Source organism: Streptomyces sp. NPDC104307 (genome assembly GCF_055584045.1).
Window position 1 is genome coordinate 109,815 of the sequence record NZ_JBVJMU010000014.1, and the last position, 15,861, is coordinate 125,675.

The 15,861-nt window shown below is 67.7% G+C and carries 17 protein-coding genes; 9 read left to right on the forward strand and 8 right to left on the reverse strand.

From position 1 onward, the window contains the following. Window positions 1-122 precede the first annotated feature (122 nt). The 5 genes from ACZ601_RS28870 (at window position 123) to ACZ601_RS28890 (ending at window position 4,690) form a co-directional block, all read left to right on the forward strand. Window positions 123-1,136, forward strand: a complete 1,014-nt coding sequence (locus tag ACZ601_RS28870; RefSeq protein ID WP_469543355.1) for an NAD-dependent epimerase/dehydratase family protein — start codon at window positions 123-125, stop codon at window positions 1,134-1,136. 173 nt (window positions 1,137-1,309) lie between these two features. Further along, entirely contained in the window at window positions 1,310-2,728 is a 1,419-nt protein-coding gene (locus ACZ601_RS28875) for a choice-of-anchor A family protein (protein WP_469543357.1), read from the forward strand. 30 nt (window positions 2,729-2,758) lie between these two features. After that, the gene (locus ACZ601_RS28880; protein WP_440575074.1) at window positions 2,759-3,115 is read left to right on the forward strand and encodes a DUF952 domain-containing protein; all 357 of its coding nucleotides are present in this window, start codon (window positions 2,759-2,761) and stop codon (window positions 3,113-3,115) included. Continuing rightward, window positions 3,112-4,053 carry an SDR family oxidoreductase gene (locus ACZ601_RS28885; protein WP_469543360.1) on the forward strand — a complete coding sequence of 314 codons (942 nt, stop codon included), beginning with the start codon at window positions 3,112-3,114 and terminating at the stop codon, window positions 4,051-4,053. The genes ACZ601_RS28880 and ACZ601_RS28885 overlap by 4 nt, the downstream gene beginning before the upstream one ends. A 7-nt stretch (window positions 4,054-4,060) precedes the next feature. Beyond that, window positions 4,061-4,690, forward strand: a complete 630-nt coding sequence (locus tag ACZ601_RS28890; protein WP_469543363.1) for a nucleotidyltransferase domain-containing protein — start codon at window positions 4,061-4,063, stop codon at window positions 4,688-4,690. A gap of 7 nt (window positions 4,691-4,697) precedes the next feature. Here ACZ601_RS28890 and ACZ601_RS28895 read toward each other — a convergent pair whose 3' ends face one another. Beyond that, window positions 4,698-5,309, reverse strand: a complete 612-nt coding sequence (locus ACZ601_RS28895) for a TetR/AcrR family transcriptional regulator (protein ID WP_469543365.1) — start codon at window positions 5,307-5,309, stop codon at window positions 4,698-4,700. A gap of 101 nt (window positions 5,310-5,410) precedes the next feature. Here ACZ601_RS28895 and ACZ601_RS28900 point away from each other — a divergent pair, with 101 nt between their 5' ends. Further along, the gene (locus tag ACZ601_RS28900; protein WP_469543368.1) at window positions 5,411-6,934 is read left to right on the forward strand and encodes an MFS transporter; all 1,524 of its coding nucleotides are present in this window, start codon (window positions 5,411-5,413) and stop codon (window positions 6,932-6,934) included. A 74-nt stretch (window positions 6,935-7,008) separates the two neighbouring features. On the opposite strand, the gene ACZ601_RS28905 is transcribed toward ACZ601_RS28900, so the two are convergent. Beyond that, window positions 7,009-7,797 carry an SDR family NAD(P)-dependent oxidoreductase gene (locus ACZ601_RS28905; protein WP_469543371.1) on the reverse strand — a complete coding sequence of 263 codons (789 nt, stop codon included), beginning with the start codon at window positions 7,795-7,797 and terminating at the stop codon, window positions 7,009-7,011. Between the two features lie 135 nt (window positions 7,798-7,932). Here ACZ601_RS28905 and ACZ601_RS28910 point away from each other — a divergent pair, with 135 nt between their 5' ends. Beyond that, a complete protein-coding gene (locus ACZ601_RS28910; protein WP_469543374.1) occupies window positions 7,933-8,526 on the forward strand; it encodes a TetR/AcrR family transcriptional regulator in 594 nt (197 codons plus the stop codon). 40 nt (window positions 8,527-8,566) lie between these two features. On the opposite strand, the gene ACZ601_RS28915 is transcribed toward ACZ601_RS28910, so the two are convergent. The 4 genes from ACZ601_RS28915 to ACZ601_RS28930 form a co-directional block, all read right to left on the reverse strand. Next, window positions 8,567-9,067 carry a GNAT family N-acetyltransferase gene (locus ACZ601_RS28915; RefSeq protein WP_469543377.1) on the reverse strand — a complete coding sequence of 167 codons (501 nt, stop codon included), beginning with the start codon at window positions 9,065-9,067 and terminating at the stop codon, window positions 8,567-8,569. Window positions 9,068-9,112: 45 nt separating this feature from the next. After that, complete coding sequence (locus ACZ601_RS28920; RefSeq protein WP_469543379.1) at window positions 9,113-9,523, reverse strand: hypothetical protein; 411 nt, start codon at window positions 9,521-9,523, stop codon at window positions 9,113-9,115. Window positions 9,524-9,811: 288 nt separating this feature from the next. After that, window positions 9,812-10,432 (reverse strand): Scr1 family TA system antitoxin-like transcriptional regulator, encoded by a 621-nt coding sequence (locus tag ACZ601_RS28925; RefSeq protein WP_440575065.1) that lies wholly within the window; start codon window positions 10,430-10,432, stop codon window positions 9,812-9,814. 182 nt (window positions 10,433-10,614) lie between these two features. Continuing rightward, on the reverse strand, window positions 10,615-11,145 hold the full coding sequence (locus tag ACZ601_RS28930; RefSeq protein ID WP_469543382.1) for an NUDIX domain-containing protein: 531 nt from the start codon (window positions 11,143-11,145) through the stop codon (window positions 10,615-10,617). A 217-nt stretch (window positions 11,146-11,362) separates the two neighbouring features. Between ACZ601_RS28930 and ACZ601_RS28935 the strand changes: the two genes are divergently transcribed. Next, window positions 11,363-11,836, forward strand: coding sequence for a YxiG-like protein (locus ACZ601_RS28935; RefSeq protein ID WP_469543384.1), 474 nt, complete (start codon window positions 11,363-11,365; stop codon window positions 11,834-11,836). Between the two features lie 431 nt (window positions 11,837-12,267). Here ACZ601_RS28935 and ACZ601_RS28940 read toward each other — a convergent pair whose 3' ends face one another. Both ACZ601_RS28940 and ACZ601_RS28945 read right to left on the reverse strand, forming a co-directional pair. Beyond that, window positions 12,268-13,131, reverse strand: coding sequence for a hypothetical protein (locus tag ACZ601_RS28940; RefSeq protein ID WP_469543386.1), 864 nt, complete (start codon window positions 13,129-13,131; stop codon window positions 12,268-12,270). A gap of 387 nt (window positions 13,132-13,518) precedes the next feature. Further along, a complete protein-coding gene (locus tag ACZ601_RS28945) occupies window positions 13,519-15,186 on the reverse strand; it encodes a DUF6119 family protein (protein ID WP_469543388.1) in 1,668 nt (555 codons plus the stop codon). Window positions 15,187-15,464: 278 nt separating this feature from the next. Here ACZ601_RS28945 and ACZ601_RS28950 point away from each other — a divergent pair, with 278 nt between their 5' ends. Next, window positions 15,465-15,854: a hypothetical protein gene (locus ACZ601_RS28950; protein WP_469543390.1), complete on the forward strand. Its 390-nt coding sequence runs from the start codon at window positions 15,465-15,467 to the stop codon at window positions 15,852-15,854. Window positions 15,855-15,861: the final 7 nt, after the last annotated feature.

Here is a 15,861-nt window from a genome sequence, read left to right on the forward strand (position 1 = left end):
AACGGGCCGGGCCGGGCGTGCGCCGGAACGCCCCGCGCCCCGGCCGACCGCTGTAAGCGTGCCCGATTCAGCCCAGAGCGAGTCCGGTTCCGGTCCGGGGCGCGGGGATGCAGAGTCGTGGCATGAGGCTTCTGATGCTGGGTGGTACCGAATTCGTCGGCCGGGCGGTCACCGAGGACGCGCTCGCACGCGGCTGGGAGGTCACCGTCTTCCACCGGGGCCACCACGAGCCGCCGCCCGGCACGGCCGAACTGCTCGGTGACCGCACCGCGGAGGACGGCCTGGCCGCGCTCGAAGCCGTCGGCGCGCCGGGGGACGGCTCCTACACCTGGGACCTGGTCGTCGACACCTGGAGCGGTGCCCCCTCGGCCGTACGGGGCGCGGCCCGGCTGCTCGCGGACCGGGCCGCGCGGTACGCGTACGTCTCCAGCCGGTCCGTCTACGCCTACCCGGCCCCGGCGGGTCTGCCGGAGGACGGTCCGGTGGTGGAAGGTGCCTCACCGGACGCCGGTGGTGACGTCTCGTACGCCCTGGCCAAACGCGGTGGCGAACTGGCCGCGCTGGACGCCTTCGGTGAACGGGCGCTGCTCGTCCGCGCGGGGCTGATCATCGGCCCCTGGGAGAACATCGGCAGGCTGCCCTGGTGGCTGACGCGGATCGCCAGGGGCGGGCCCGTACTGGCCCCGGGGACACCCGGACTGCCCCTCCAGTACATCGACGCCCGCGACCTCGCCGGGTGGCTGCTGGACGCCGCCGGGAGCGGACTGCACGGACCGTACAACCTGGTCAGCCGCCCCGGGCACACCACGATGGGGGAGCTGCTCGACGCCTGTGTGCGGGTCACCGGTTCCGGTGCGGAGCTGCGCTGGACCGACACGGAGACGATCCTCGCGGCGGGTGTCGAGCCCTGGTCGGACCTGCCGGTCTGGCTGCCGCCGGGGGAGCTGTACGACAGCGTGCACCAGGGCGATGTCAGCCGGGCGTACGCCACCGGGCTGCGCTGCCGGCCGGTCGGGGAGACGGTCGAGGACACCTGGAGGTGGCTGTGCGAACTGGGCGGCAGCGCGCCACAGCGTCCCGACCGCCCCACGGTCGGCCTCGATCCGCAGACCGAGGCGAAGCTGCTGAGGGGCTGACGCACTGGCTGACGGGCTGACAGGGGGCCGCCGTCCGGGGACGACCGGGCCGGGCGGTCGGCGGAAGCGGGCGCCCGACCGGCGTGGCATGGCTGATAAGCACTCAATAAAGCTGCATATTGCGCTGTATGGGAACAAAAGCGCCTAGAAGCGGTAAAACTCATCGCGTAGCGGTGACGGTGGCGGCAGCGGCGGCCATGGTGGGGGCCATCGCGCCCACCGCCGCCGCTGATCCGCTGCCCGGCGGACTCGGACCGTGCCTGGGGGACGACTGCCCCACCGACTGGAAAGAGCCGAACAGCGACCCCGTGGTCAACCACGACAGCAACATCAACATCTACGTGGGTGGCGACTACCTGGTACGGGAGGCGGCGGCCGAGGCCGAAGGGAAGATCGTCACCCTCGGCGCGTTCGACATGAACAAGAGGGCCGGGGTCTCGGCGATCTACAACGTGGGCGTCGTGGGAGGCGGCTCACGGGTGCCGCCGCCCAACGGCAGCGACTACCTGACGGTCGGCGGGAACATCACGATCGCGAGCGGCCAGCGGCTGCTCGCGGAGGAGATGGCGAACACCGGCCGTGTCCGCTACGCCCAGACGCTGACCGGCACCGTCGAACCGGCCACCGCGCCGATCAGCGACCCGGACGCGATCGTCCCCTACGCGGACCTGCGCGGTCAGCTCACCGAGGCCAGCCACTGCTACGCGTACGACGACAACGCCGACCACCGACGTCCGGTGACCGGAACCACCGTGAACAACGGTTCCGAGACCGTGTTCACCGGTGACGGCACCTCGCCGCTCCAGGTGTTCGCGCTGGACGCCGATGTCGCCTCCGGCACGGGAGGCGACCAGGGCATCGTCTTCAGCGGTGTCCCGGACGGCGCCACCGTCCTGGTCAACGTGTACGGAACGACCCGCAACATCAGTACGTACATGGGGGCGCTGCCGCAGTCCGGCCTCCGCGAGAACCTGCTGTGGAACTTCCCCGACGCCACGGAGATCGGGCTGGGGGGAAGCGGCCAGTTCCAGGGCAGCGTGCTGATCGGCCAGCAGTCGAGCCAGACGGAGTTGAGCGTCAGCGGCACCAACGGCCGTTTCTACAGCGCGGGTTCGCTCACGCACACCTCGGCGGGCGAGTCGGGCGGCCAGGAGCTGCACGCCTATCCGTTCGACGGCGACCTGCCGGACTGTGACGTGGAGCCGTCGCCCACGCCGACTCCGACCCCGACCCCGACCCCGACGCCGACGGACTCACCGACCCCGACGCCGACGGACTCACCGACCCCGACCCCGACGCCGACGGACTCGCCCACCCCGACCCCGACGCCCACGGGCTCCCCAACCCCCACCCCCACGGACACCCCCGGCCCCACCCCGACGGGCACGCCGGGACCGTCGCCGTCGGAGTCGACCCCCGGCCCCAAGCCCGTCCCGACCCACTCCTGGCCCCACCGGCCGCACCCGGGCGGAGAACTCCCGCACACGGGTTCGCGCGGCGGTGAATGGGTGATCGGCGGGATCGCGGCGGCTCTGCTGGTCGCGGGATCGGCGGCCACCGTGATGGCCCGCAGGACGCGCCGACGCGGCTGAGACCCCACTGGTTTGGCCTAGTTTTGGACCATGGCCGAACTTCTGCACCTCACTGAAGGCCCGCTGTGGGAGGCGGCCCGCGGGATCGGGACGTACGAGATGTCCACCCGCGGCCGCACCCTGCAGGAAGAGGGCTTCATCCACTGCTCACTCCGCCACCAGCTCCCCGGTGTGGCCGAGATGCTGTACGGCGCCGGGAGCCGGGCCGGAACCGGTGACCAGGATCTGGTGGTTCTGGTCATCGACACCGAACGGCTCCCCGCGCCCGTGCGGTACGAGTCGGTCACGCCCGGCGGCGAGGAATTCCCGCACATCTACGGACCGGTTCCGGTCGACGCGGTCGTGGAGGTGCGTCCCTGGCAGCGCAAGGAAGGCGACCCGGCATGACCACCTCATCGCACGAAGACAGGCGCGGCCCCGACGATTCCACGGGCGGCCCCCTCACCGCGGTCACCGGCGCGAGCGGTGCGCTCGGCGGCCGGGTCGCGAAGCGGCTGGTCCGGGCGGGTGTTCCCGTCCGGCTGCTGGGCCGCGACCCGTCCCGGCTGCCCCAACTGCCCGGCGCCGACACCGCGCCGGCCGCGCCCTACGGCGACGGGGAGGCGATGCGCCGCGCGCTGGCCGGGGCGCACACCCTGTTCCTCGTATCGGCGCACGAGAGCCCGGACCGGGTGCGCGAGCACATCGGCGCCGTGGACGCCGCGACGGCGGCGGGCGTCGAACGGATCGTGTACGTGTCGTTCCTCGGCGCCTCGCCGGACGCGACGTTCACCTTCGCCCGGGACCACTGGGAGACCGAGGCGCACATCCGGGTCTCCGGCGTCCGCCACACCTTCCTGCGCGACAGCTGGTACCTCGCGGGCCTCCCGGCGATGACCGGTGCCGACGGCGTGCTGCGCGGTCCGGGCGGTGAGGGCCGGGTGGCCGCGGTGGCCCACGAGGACCTCGCCGACGCCGCGACCGCCGTACTGCTGCCCGGCGGCGGCCCCACCGGGGACACCGCGCACGACGGGGCGACCTACGACCTGACCGGCCCGCGGGCGTTCACCCTCGCGGAAGCGGCAGAGGAACTGAGCCGGGCCGCCGGGCGGACCATCACCTATGTGCCGGAGACGCGGGAGGAGGCCTACGCCTCACGCTCGGGGTACGGGGCGCCGGACTGGGAGGTGGCGGGCTGGGTGACGTCGTACGAGGCCATCGCGGCCGGCGAGATGGCCACGGTCTCGGACGCCGTGCAGCGGCTCACCGGCCGGCCTCCCATGGACCTGGCCACCTACCTGAGGGAGCACCCGGACAGCTACCGGCACCTCCTCCTTCCGGGCTGAGGGCGCCGTGCGCACGGAAACCCCGTGGGGCCCCTGGGACCCGCTGTCCCTCCCCGAAACCGTCGGCCTGCTCGCTCCGCTGCCCGGCCCGTGGTGGATCGCGGGCGGGTACGCGGTCGAGCTGGCCGTCGGCCGCGCCTACCGCGAGCACGCTGACATCGATGTGCTCCTGCTGCGCCGGGACCAGCTCGCCGTCCAGCGGACGCTGCCGGGCTGGGAGTGGTGGGCCGCCGACCCGCCCGGCACGCTGCGGCCCTGGAACCCCGGCGAGATCCTGCCGGCGGACGTCCACGACATCTGGTGCCGGCCGGGGCCGGACGAGCCGTGGCGCCTCCAGTTCATGCTCGACGACGTGGCGGGCGACGACGTGTCGGGCGACGACTGGGTGTTCCGGCGCGACCCCAGGATCAGGCTGCCGCTGGACCGGCTGGGCGCGGTCTCGGGGGACGGCGTCCCGTACGTCGTGCCGGAGGTCCAGCTGCTGTACAAGTCCCGGTCCCGGCGACCCAAGGACGAGCAGGACTTCGCGGCCGTGCTGCCCGTCCTCGGTGAAGGTCAGCGCTCCTGGTTGACCGAGACGATCACCCTGGCCGAAGGCGCGGACCACCCCTGGGCGGTCCGGCTGCGGGCGGGCTGAGTCCGGCTCAGCTCACGTACGCACCCGCCCTCGCGGCTGCCGCGGCGGCGTCGGCGGCCCGGTCGGCGGCCGCCGCGTCGAGCGGGTCGCCGCTGGCCAGCAGTCGGTAGTAGAGCGGCGCGGAGACGGCACGGATCACCTCGTCCGGATCGGTGCCCGCAGGAAGCTCCCCGCGCTCGACGGCCTCGGTGACGCAGCCGGACCACTCCTTGATGCGGATCGCGTAGAAGCGGTGCAGCGCCGCCGCCGTGCGCTCGTCGCAGGTCGCCGCCGCGATCACGGAGCGGAACAGGGCGCCCTGGCGTGCGTCGGTGAGAGTCCTGAGCACGAGCCGGGCGTTGGCCCTGAGGTCCTCGTCCAGTGAGCCGGTCGCCGTGCGCGGGGAGGACTGCTCGGCCATGTCGTCCAGCAGATCCGCGATCAGCCCGGTGGGGCTCGACCAACGGCGGTAGACGGTCGTCTTGCCGACCTCCGCGCGGCGGGCGACATCGGCGAGATCCAGGCGGTCGAAGCCGTGCTCTGCCAGCGCGTCTCCCGCCGCGCGCAGGACGGCCTCCCGGACCCGGGCGGTGCGCCCGCCGGGCCGGACCGTGCCGGGTTCCACACCCTCAGACGTCATAACGGGTCTCCAGTTCCATTAATACCCTCTCCTCTGCTACGGTCGTCCCATCTTAACGGAACCACGGAACCGTTAACACCTCCATCCGAGGAAGGCCGACCATGTCCGCACCCAGCCAGACCCCGTCCCGCGCACCCCTTGGTGCCACGCCGCAAATGGACGCCGCTCCGCCGGACGCAGCTCCGCCGCAGAAGGACGCCGCTCCACCGTCGCAGCCCCGGATGACCGGCCGGCAGAAGCTCGTACTCGCTCTCCTCCTCGGTGCCCAGTTCATGATCGCGGTGGACTTCTCGATCCTGAACGTCGCACTGCCCGTCGTCGGTGAGGGCCTCGGCTTCGCTCTCGCGGACCTCCAGTGGATCGCCACCGCGTTCGCCCTGGCGGCCGCCGGGTTCACGCTCCTGTTCGGCCGGGTGGCCGACCTCGTCGGCCGCAAGCGCCTGTTCGTCGGCGGCATGATCGTCCTCGGCCTCTCCTCCGCGCTGGGCGGGCTGGCGACCTCCCCTGAGGTGCTGCTCACCGCCCGGGTCCTCCAGGGTCTCGCCACCGCGGCCGTCACCCCGGCCGGACTCGCCCTGCTGACCACGGCTTTCAAGGAGGGCCCGCTGCGCGAATGCGCCCTGGGCCTCAACGGGGCGCTGATGTCCGCCGGGTTCACGGCGGGCGCGATCCTCGGCGGGCTGCTCACCGATCTGCTCTCCTGGCGCTGGGCGTTCTTCGTCAACGTGCCCGTCGCCGCACTCGTCGTCGCCCTGGCCCCGTCCGTCATCACCGACTCGCGCCCGGCCGAACGGCCCCGGCTCGACGTGCCCGGAGCCGCGACCGTCACCGGCGGCCTGCTGCTCCTGGTCTACGGACTCACCCAGGCGGGCGCGACCGGCTGGACCACGCCCAGCACCCTGGCCGCGCTCCTGGCGGGCATCGCGCTGCTCATCGGCTTCTGGTTCGTCGAGAAGAGGGCCGCCGCGCCGCTCGTCCCCGTCCACATCCTCAAGCGCCGCAGCGTGATCTGGGGCAACGCCACCGGCCTGATCGCCTTCGTCACCGAGACCTCGCTGGTCTTCCTGCTGACGCTCTACCTCCAGGAAGTCCTCGGCTACTCGCCCCTCGCGACGGGGCTCGCCTTCGGCATCCTCGGCATCGGCACGGTCATCGGCGGCACCCTGGGCGGCCGGGCCGTCGGCCGGTTCGGCAACCGCACCACCATCGTCACCGGCGGCGTCGTCCAGGCGGCGGCCACCCTCTCCCTGGTCGCGCTCGGCACCTCCGGGACGTGGATCTGGCTGCTCCTGGCGGCCACGTTCATCGGGGGCATCGGCAACATGCTGATGATCGTCGGCTTCATGGTCACCGCCACCTCCGGACTCCCGGACGAGGAACAGGGCCTGGCCACCGGCCTCGCCACGATGACCCAGCAGGTCGGCATCACCCTGGGCATCCCGGTGATGAGCGCCGTCGCCACCGCCCGGATGTCCGCCCTGGGGGACACGGGCCCCGACGGGGTCCTCTCCGGGGTCGCGGTCGCGATCCTCGTCAACTCCGCGCTGGTGCTGGCCGGGGCCCTGCTCGCCGGCGCCTTCCTCGGCGGCCGACGAGCGGAGCGGGCGGCGGTCACACCGTCCTGATCGCGCCGCCGACCGGGCCTTCCGGGCACACCGTCCTGATCGCGCCGCCGATCAGGACTCTCCGGTCCCCCTGGTCACACTGTCTTGATCGAGCCTCCGTCGATGATGTGGTCCGCGCCGGTGATGCTGCCGACGCCGGGGGAGGCGAGCCAGGAGACGAGTGCGGCGACCTCCTCCGGGTCCACGAGCCTGCCGGTGACCATGCCCACGGCGGCCGGGAGACCGGCCAGGAGCTGCTCGTGCTCCACGCCCATGGACCTGGACAGCTCGGCCCCGTACCCGTCGGGACTCTCCCACATGGCGGTGCGGACGGGGCCGGGCGAGACGGTGTTGACGCGCACCCCCAAGGGGCCGAACTCCTCGGCCAGCGCCTTGCCCAGCGCGGTCAGCGCCGCCTTCGCGGTGGTGTACGGGACGGGGCCGGCGTGCGGGGTCCTGGCTCCGTTCGAGGAGATGTTGACGACGCAGCCGCGACTCTCCGTCAGGTGGGGCAGGGCCGCCCGTGTGGTGCGGACGGCGGTCAGGAAGTTCAGGTTGAACGCCCCGGACCACTGCTCGTCCGTGAAGCTGAGGAAGCCGCCCGTCGGGTCCGCGCCCGGGTCGCCGCCACCGACGTTGTTCACCAGGAGATCGAGCCCGCCGAGCTCGGCGGCGGCCAGGGCGATGAGCCGGTCGGGGGCGTCGGATGCGGCGAGATCCATGGCGACGCAGATCGCGCCGGTCTCCTTGAGCTCCGGTGTGACGGTCCGCGCCGCGCCGACCACGCGCATGCCCTCGCCCACCAGCGCGGAGACGGTGGCCAGGCCGATTCCCCGGCTTGCGCCGGTCACGACGGCGGTCTTGTCGGTCAGTTGCAGGTCCATGAGGCACCCCTCTGCCTAGATGGGTCGCGAGTGATGCAACAACCCTAGAACCTGCAACATGAATGTCGCAACTTGAGAACGACCGGCGACTGTCCCGTAGCCTGTTCGAACAGACACTGGGATGTGAGGAGCCTCGTGGACCGGAAGAGTCAGCAGCGACCGCTGCGCGCGGATACGGAGCGGACGGTCAGGGCGATCCTTGAGGCCGCCGAGCGGGTCCTCGGCGCCAACCCGGCCGCCACGATGGAGCAGATCGCCGAGGCGGCGGGCGTCGCCCGCACCACGGTGCACCGCCGTTTCAGCAGCCGCGAGGCCCTGGTGGCCGCCCTGCGGGAGTGGGCCGCCCGCCAGTTCCACGAAGCCGTGACGAGCGCCCACGCCGACAGCGCCCCGCCACTGGTCGCCCTCTACCAGGTGACCGCCAACGTCCTGCGCGTCAAGACCGGCTGGGGTTTCGCAATGGGCGCCACCACCCCGGAGGACCCCGAGGTGGCCCGCGTACACGCCGAAGTGCTCGACCAGTGCGAGCGGTTGTTCCGCCGCGCCCTGGAAGCCGGCGTCCTGCGCCCCGGCACGGACCTGGCCTGGGCGCGCCGCGTCTACTACGCCCTGATCCACGAGGCCGCCCAGACCCGGGCCACTGAAACCAGGAACGTGGACGAACTGGCCGCGCTCGTGGTCGACACGTTGTTGCGCGGCGTGGGGCAGGGCGGGCTGCTCAGCTCCTGAGAGGGCGGCGTGGCGCCGCTCATCGGTCCGGGCGAAGGGGTCAGCCCAGGCGTCCCAGGTGCCGCTCGGGAAACCTGTACTCCATGAGGAGGTTCTCGCCCTCGCCCTCCACCTGCCGGAACCCGGCCTTCTCCCAGGCGCGTACCGCCCGCAGGTTCCCCCTCGCGGGATCGACCGTCACACGCCGCCAGCCAAGATCCCCGCCCAGGTGCGCAAGGAGCACGCGAGCCGCATCCGGCCCCAGGCCCCGCCCTCTCGCCTCCGGCTCCAACACCACGTCGATGCCGCCTTCGGCCACTCCGTCCCGCCAGTACTGCGCGTACCCCACCGGGGTGTCCCCTGCCAGCACGAGGAAGGACTCCACACGCGGCCGACGCCTCCCCACATACTTCTCAGCCACCTCGGCCCGCGAGATCGGCACGCCGCCCCAGTGCTCAACGAAGTCCGGCGAAGCGAACCACCGGGCCAGCAGGTCCACATCACCCTCGGTCGTCGGGACAAGCCGGGTCAGCACCCCGTCGAGAACGACTCCATCGGCCATCGGCCACTCTCCGGTTCGGCTCGGAAGCGCACACAAGGCGGCAAGTCACGGCGTGCAGGGGGCGTCGTAGTAGCCAGGCTGTGCCACCAGGACTGAGCTGAAGAAATACCCCTGCTCTTCCTCAGGATCGTCGTCGGGGCCTTCTCCGATGGAAGCCAATCCGCCAACGCGCCGGACGACCTCCCGGGCCGGGAGCGCGAACACGTCCACGTCCTGGAAGAGCACTCGGTCCGTCTGGACGGACGGCCTCGCCAACTCGACGGCTTCGAGGGCGTCGCGGACGCAGTGGATGCTGATCATCAGCCCGCTGGGGCGGAAGACGTGCTGACCTGGCCGGTCGGACGCCGATACCGCGGCAGGATCACGGAACGAGTCCAGCGCCATGCCGGCCGCGTGCCGAGTCATACCGATCCGCAACGGGCCAACGCCGGTCGGCGGGGCGAGGTCGAAGTCCATGCCGGGCATGATGCCAAATTGGGTGCGACGCCGAGCGGTACCTTTCGTGCGAGACCATCTTGACCGCTCAACTTCCCGACTGGCTCCAGCGCGGCGCCGTTCTACGGCCTCATGCAGTTGGAAAGGTGTTCCCTGATGGTCGTGAATATGCGTGACGAATCGGGAGAACTCCGCGGCTTCGACCGGCTTCGACTGGCTTCGACTGTGTAGAACGCGATGGGGCGACTGTCTTGATCGGGTGTGCTTCGGACTGCTGCGCCGCGTCCTGCCGCCGGGGTGAAGAGGGGCCTACTGCCGGAGCGGGGTGTTGGTCCAGAAGGCGTGGGCCTTCTTCAAGAGCTCCTCGGCGGCGTCGCCGTACGATGCCGCACTGCTCAGCGCGGCGAAGGCTTTGCTGTAGAGATCGAGCTCGCTCTGATCCGTGATGTCCACGGCGGACGAGACGAGTTCGACGTGCACCCGGTCACGGTCGCCGTAGATGTTGAACCCAGGGACGGGGAACAGGTCCACCCGTGCGGTGGAAGGAAGGATCCCGAGCGTGAGCGAGGACAGATCGAGTTCTCGCACGAGGCGCTCGATCTGTTGTCCCATGACCTCGGAGCCGCCGATGTTCGTGTAAAGGGCCTGCTCCCCGAGGACGACGTCGTAATGGTGCTCGCCGTCGTACAGCACTTCCTGCCGCTGCATGCGCTTGGCGACGCCCGCCGGCACGTCGTCCGGGATGCCAAGGAAGTCGACGACCTGCCCGAGGATCACGGTGGCGTATGCCTCCGTCTGGAGCGTGCCCCAGATCATTGTGGGCACGTACGCTCTTCCCTCACGAGTGTCCCGATACCAGCGCGCGACGTCGTCCTGGGTCGCCTCGGTACCAGCAGACAGACGATCCGTCCACGGAACGGAACTGGTCATCGCATCCCTTTCTGAGTGATGCCGTCGGGACGGCTCGGTGGCGTTTGCCGTTTCGGTTGAGGATGGCGCCGAGGATCCGACCTCGTAAGGGCGGGAATCGGTCAGACCGCGTCGGTGCGGTCGGGCATCGGGAGGCAATACTCCGGGAGGACGGTCGGCCGAGGATGAGTAACGGAGCGCCTCTACTGCCAGCCGTCGAGGGAGACTTCCGGGCCGCCCGCGAGGTACCGGCGGAGGGCACTTGACGTGGTGCTCACAAAGTTCTCGGGGGTGGCGTCGATATCGACCCAGCGGACCTGGGAGTGCTTGCGGGGTTCGCGGTTTTCGGGTTCGCCGGTCCATTCGTGTGCGGCGAAGACAACCGTGAGGAAGCCATTGGGGGACTCAACGCCCCAGGCTCCGTGAATGATGTGCGCGACCTTGAGGGATACGGGCTTCACCGTGAGGCCGGTCTCCTCGTAGAGCTCGCGGACTGCCGTCTCAGTGATCGGCTCGCCCGGCTCGCTCTTGCCGACGGGCAGGTCCCACATCCCTTGGGCAAACTTGGCGTTCTCGCTGCGCTGGAGGAGTACGACGCGGTTGGTGGCCTTGTCGTGGACGATGACGGCTGCGACCAGCAGCGTCATGGAGTCGAGCGCCGGCTTGAGGGCTGGGGGGCGGTTGTCGGTCTGCTGAGCCACGGGTTCCCCTTCGGCGGGCAGGCTGTTGGGCATGTCAGGCAAGGGTTTCACGGGCGCGGCAGACCGATCGGCGGCACCGGAACGCGGTGGCGGTGCTGGCGGCGTGGCCGGCGACGGTGTGGGTCTCGCGGACATCTGAGCCCCGCGCCGCCGGACGGTCGCCGCGCTCCCGGCAACGGCTGGTGACGGCAGCGTATGAGCCATGTGAATCTCGTTGTTGAACGTTTCGTCAAGTGAGGTAGAACGCAGCATGGATACTGCCGTACTCGAACAGATGCTGGACGAGACCTTCGATCACGCGGTCGTCTACCACGGATACACCAACTACATGCGCGACTACGAGATCGTCGTCTACGCAACGGCTGATCCCCGTACCGGTATCGCGCCGGCCCACCTCCGGTACCTCTTTCGGTACTGCGTTGAGGCACGGTGCGAGACATCAGTGCCGGCGGAGACGTGGCGGGTCTCCTTGGATGACCGGCTCATCGACCATGAAACCGGTGTCGATCTTGACGGATACGTCTGGGGGGTGAAGTGGCATGCCCTGTACCCGGGGGCCAAGCCTCTGCCTGAGTCGGAGGCGACCCGCCGCTGGGCGAAGGCCGTCGGGACCGACTTCCACGAAGTACGCGTCGAGACGAACGCGCATCGCCTGACCTTGATCTTCTCCGACCTTCAGGTCAGTGAGGTCCCGGCTGGATACGCGCCCTTCGTCACCGAGTAGGGATCACGGGTCGTGGAATCACACGACCGGCGGGTGGCCGGATCGCTCAGGCTCCAGTCCTCGCGCGCCTTGCCGCACGCCCTCGTCATCACCCTGCGCTGTGCGCATCCACCCCCGGACGAAGAAGACCGCACCAGGCCCACCGGACGCCGTTGCGGGCGTCCGGTGGGCCGGGTGCGGTCGGGTAGTCGACGTGACCGGCGAAATCGCAGGTCAGACGATCTAACCGTAAATCAGGCCTTCTTGGTCTCCTAGTAATCGGCCAGGTCGGTGACCTGCGGGGATCTTCCCTGTGGGCCGCTGACCTGGCCCTTTGCTGTTGGCTGGTGATGGGGTACGACGGTCCTGATCGGGTGTCCTGCGGACTGTGTGCGGACTGCCCGCAGGGCAACAGGGTCAAAGGCTGCCTGGAGCCGACCGGGCTTACGTCATCAGCCTGGCGGCTCCACCGAATCAACAACCTCGGCGACACGGTACACACGCCATCCTTCTGCGCAACGCCACGTATAGACGTTCTCCAAGGAGAAGAAGCTGCCCAGCCAGATGGTGTGGATGTGGTCCGGGACTGTCGGCGCGTCGCTCGGAAGCCAGCCGCGTCTCAGCGCGAACCCAACACTGGTATGAGACGTGTCAGACCAGATGAAGAGGTGCTGCCGCTTGCCCGCACCTTTCTCGGCCAACTTCTTGATCTTGTTGGCGCCTGTAGTCGTGCTCAGAAAATCGTTGACGTAAGGCGAAACTGCATCGGCCGTCGCTCGGGCAACGCCAGTGGGCACGAAGCTTGATGGGAAGATGCGTCCTGCCAGGTCGGGCGAATTTTCAATCTGGTGTACGAGGTTGAGCCCGAGCTCGCGTGCGGTGTCGGCATCGCGCCAGTTGTCGGTCGAGGGCGGCCAGGCGTCCGCCTGGAAGAGATCAACGGGGTCCGCGCTGACCTTGGTTACGCCTCGCTCTTCAAGATCAACCAGGAACGCGAACACACGGCTCGACATCCCTTTGGCGATGGTTGCGCCGTGTTGGAACTGGACAGCCCATCCACAGCGCAACCCTTCATGGACCCGCCCGTCGTAGACTCGGTTGATCTGTTGCCACATCGCATTGGTGTCTCGATTCCGCTTGGACGAGACTTCCAAGACATCCGATACTTCGCCGTCCAGCCGGGGACCCAAGGCGAAGTCGACGAGCCCCGGCGCGCTCTGATCATCGAAGCGAATCCTCACCGTGCCCATCGTTACGTTCACGATGGCCTCGGCGATCAGCTCGTTATAGGTGGGCTGAATGATCTTTTTCGGCATGCTGTGGAGGATATCGGCGCGGGGCACTACCCGGCCGGCTGTCGGTCCCACTGGGGCTTTCGGTTGCGGCCTGTAGAATCTGCACACCTTGCCGCAGCAGAGGAATCCTGCCTCATCGCTTTGCCGAGCGCCGCATCCCGCCCCCGTGCCGGTGTACTGCGCCCATGAACGGGACCGTCAGCGAATTACGACGGGAACTGCATTTACCCTGTGGTAATGCTCATTTGCATGCGGTCGCCGGTGTCATCCTGTGCCGACAGCCTCCGCTGCGCTTGAATCGTCAGATATTGTGGCAGAAATCCGAGCCGAACCCTGGATTTCTCGATGTCTGCGCTCTGCGTATAGTCGTGAATGGGACCTCGCGTGACAGATCGAGAGGGTTGGATCTCATCGCATTTGAATTCGGGCGACAGTTGGAGTCACTTGCATTCTTCGCAGCTTGCGAACGAATCCTCGAAGATTAACTTTGCTGAAGGTAGGTAGATCCTGAGGGATCACCTTATTTCCCTCCACCGCGATTGCGTAGACAACCTTCTTTGGGGCCGACTTTGCTATCAACTCCATGGAGGGGTCCAGGTCAATAACCTTCTCGATAAAGGATCGGCGGTAGTCGATGTCGTCAGTGAGGATTTGGGCAGAAACAAACCCCTGCGAGAAAAGATGGCTCAATGTTTGACTGTTGCTGTACTTCTTGACGTGGATCAAGTACCCGTCGCGATGAAGGAGGTCGCAGGCTTCGATCTGGCTGCCCACCGAATTCAAGGTCTTTTTGTCCAGGCAGACAATGTCGGATCGACCATCTGATGCCGTTATGTTGTAATCTCCTTCACCGTACTTATCGTCATCATCTACGCTTTTTATCCAGTCCGCCAATTTTAGGTGGCGGGTCACGTCGTCTATGCTCGCAAGGTCTTCGTCCAACTGGCGAGCATAATTCTCAGCGAGCGCAAACCACTTCCCCAGTGTCAGTAGATATCTCTTTTCCTCTGATCCGGCTTCAAAAATAAGCCAGTTCTTCAGGGGGGTGGACTGACTGGCAGGGTTGCCATCGGAGTCAATGGCCATGACCTTGATGTCCTTGAGGGCGGTTCGCCCGAAAGATCCCCTGAAATTAGAAACGGCTTCGAGTAGTGCTTCAATGCGCATCTCTGTTAGGAGCCCCACGTCATCGCCCCGCTTGACGCGAATAGCGTGAACGTTCTCAATTGTCAAGTCGTCCGGTGGGGCAAAGGATAGAATAAAGGGATCGAGGCTCGCTACGTCCTCGTCCTGAGGTTCGCTCTGCTTTGTCGCACGTTCTTGGAACAGTTGCTGAACGAGGAGCTTCTCCAGCTCGACTGTAAGCTCATCCTTTGATCGGAGAGGTTCAAGTGCGTCGATAAAGCGCAGATCCTCTCTTGCTGCATTATCCGTTACGACATTGAGCATTTGCTTCAATACTCGGTGAACTTCCGTCAAATCGGTCTCGGTCTTGAACGCGATAGAGTCAGTCGCGACGACGGCTCCCAGGTCTGGAAAATCGAACTCCCCGTCGAGTTCGCCGACCATTCGCCGAATAAACTCACCTTCGAGTTCGACGTCGAAATCGCGAATTCCGGTGCGATTGGGAATCTGTACCGACTGGGTGCGGGCTGAGGGGTCGATTCGCCTGCTCCGAATTTCATTCAACGCAGCAGTGTTATAAGAGCGTGAGGCGAAGCGCAGGCCGAAGTTGGGCTCAATGGTTGACCACTCAAGAGTGGAACTTCCATAACCGAAGCATACGGCGAACATTCTTTCGTCCACGGGTAGGAACAGAATCAGCCTGTGCGAGATGCTTTTCACGTCGTTGAGTGGCGGGAAGACTTCTGCCAAAGAACGCGACCAAGGTGGGACGCCATCCGTTTTGGAGCTGAAGAACGCCCTGCAGCCCTCAGGCGCTCCGGCCGCAGGCTGGATCTCGGTCATTGCGGAATTGCCGGCAGTTCTGTATTGCGGGCGAAGTGCTTCCTGGGCTGACGCAGTTCCCTCTCGCAGCAGGTAGCAGTTGAAACGGAGTTTCGGTCGTTCGCTCATGATGCCCCCCAGGTTTCCTGGTCGTTCTACCATCAAGCGCCCCGTAGCAGAAGGTGGCGAGCCGAATCAGAACAATTGACCGATTTTAACTTGATCGTGCCAGTACGAAGATCCCGAAGCGAACTTGCAGGCGACTGCCGCTCGGTTCGAGGGCGCCCTGCCGTGGCGGGCGGACGGATCCGGCTCGCTGCCCTTTGCGGGGACTCGTCCAGCCGTCTTCTCCGCCCTTGTGCGCGCAACAGGCCCCCGCGTAGGGAAGTAGCTGCCACGATGGCTGCATGTCGATGCCTCCTGGAATGCCACTCCCCGCAGCGCTGATACCTGACTGCACCTCAGAGGAATCGCAGCGCGCTGCCTACGAGAGGGCGAAAGCCGAAAACGCCATCTTCGTGAGCGTCGCCCGCCAGGGCCTGCATTGGAAGGTGGTGCTTGATGTCATCAGCCGGCCACTCATCAGTGACGAAGCAGCCAACGTGCTGAAAGCTGCGATCGAGTCGCTGGTGGCTAGTGGTGTTGTGGCGGGTGGGGCCAACTTTGGGGCCGAGTACATCTCCATGTGGAAGATCGAGAGTGAGAGCAGGGCCCGTGAGATCGCTGCTGCTTTCCACGCTGCTATGTACGGCCTTCAGCAGCTACAGATCGCTGCCAACCCCACGGGCGGCACCTGAGTCCCGC

Bases quoted from the DNA above. Each gene is read 5' to 3' on its own strand.
- ACZ601_RS28920 (WP_469543379.1), bottom strand. From the start codon at position 9,523: ATGGACTTCGACCTCGCCCCGCCGACCGGCGTTGGCCCGTTGCGGATC.
- ACZ601_RS28900 (WP_469543368.1), top strand. From the start codon at position 5,411: ATGTCCGCACCCAGCCAGACCCCGTCCCGCGCACCCCTTGGTGCCACG.
- ACZ601_RS28945 (WP_469543388.1), bottom strand. From the start codon at position 15,186: ATGAGCGAACGACCGAAACTCCGTTTCAACTGCTACCTGCTGCGAGAG.
- ACZ601_RS28935 (WP_469543384.1), top strand. From the start codon at position 11,363: ATGGATACTGCCGTACTCGAACAGATGCTGGACGAGACCTTCGATCAC.
- ACZ601_RS28880 (WP_440575074.1), top strand. From the start codon at position 2,759: ATGGCCGAACTTCTGCACCTCACTGAAGGCCCGCTGTGGGAGGCGGCC.
- ACZ601_RS28940 (WP_469543386.1), bottom strand. From the start codon at position 13,131: ATGCCGAAAAAGATCATTCAGCCCACCTATAACGAGCTGATCGCCGAG.
- ACZ601_RS28930 (WP_469543382.1), bottom strand. From the start codon at position 11,145: ATGCCCAACAGCCTGCCCGCCGAAGGGGAACCCGTGGCTCAGCAGACC.
- ACZ601_RS28895 (WP_469543365.1), bottom strand. From the start codon at position 5,309: ATGACGTCTGAGGGTGTGGAACCCGGCACGGTCCGGCCCGGCGGGCGC.
- ACZ601_RS28905 (WP_469543371.1), bottom strand. From the start codon at position 7,797: ATGGACCTGCAACTGACCGACAAGACCGCCGTCGTGACCGGCGCAAGC.
- ACZ601_RS28925 (WP_440575065.1), bottom strand. From the start codon at position 10,432: ATGACCAGTTCCGTTCCGTGGACGGATCGTCTGTCTGCTGGTACCGAG.
- ACZ601_RS28950 (WP_469543390.1), top strand. From the start codon at position 15,465: ATGTCGATGCCTCCTGGAATGCCACTCCCCGCAGCGCTGATACCTGAC.
- ACZ601_RS28885 (WP_469543360.1), top strand. From the start codon at position 3,112: ATGACCACCTCATCGCACGAAGACAGGCGCGGCCCCGACGATTCCACG.
- ACZ601_RS28870 (WP_469543355.1), top strand. From the start codon at position 123: ATGAGGCTTCTGATGCTGGGTGGTACCGAATTCGTCGGCCGGGCGGTC.
- ACZ601_RS28915 (WP_469543377.1), bottom strand. From the start codon at position 9,067: ATGGCCGATGGAGTCGTTCTCGACGGGGTGCTGACCCGGCTTGTCCCG.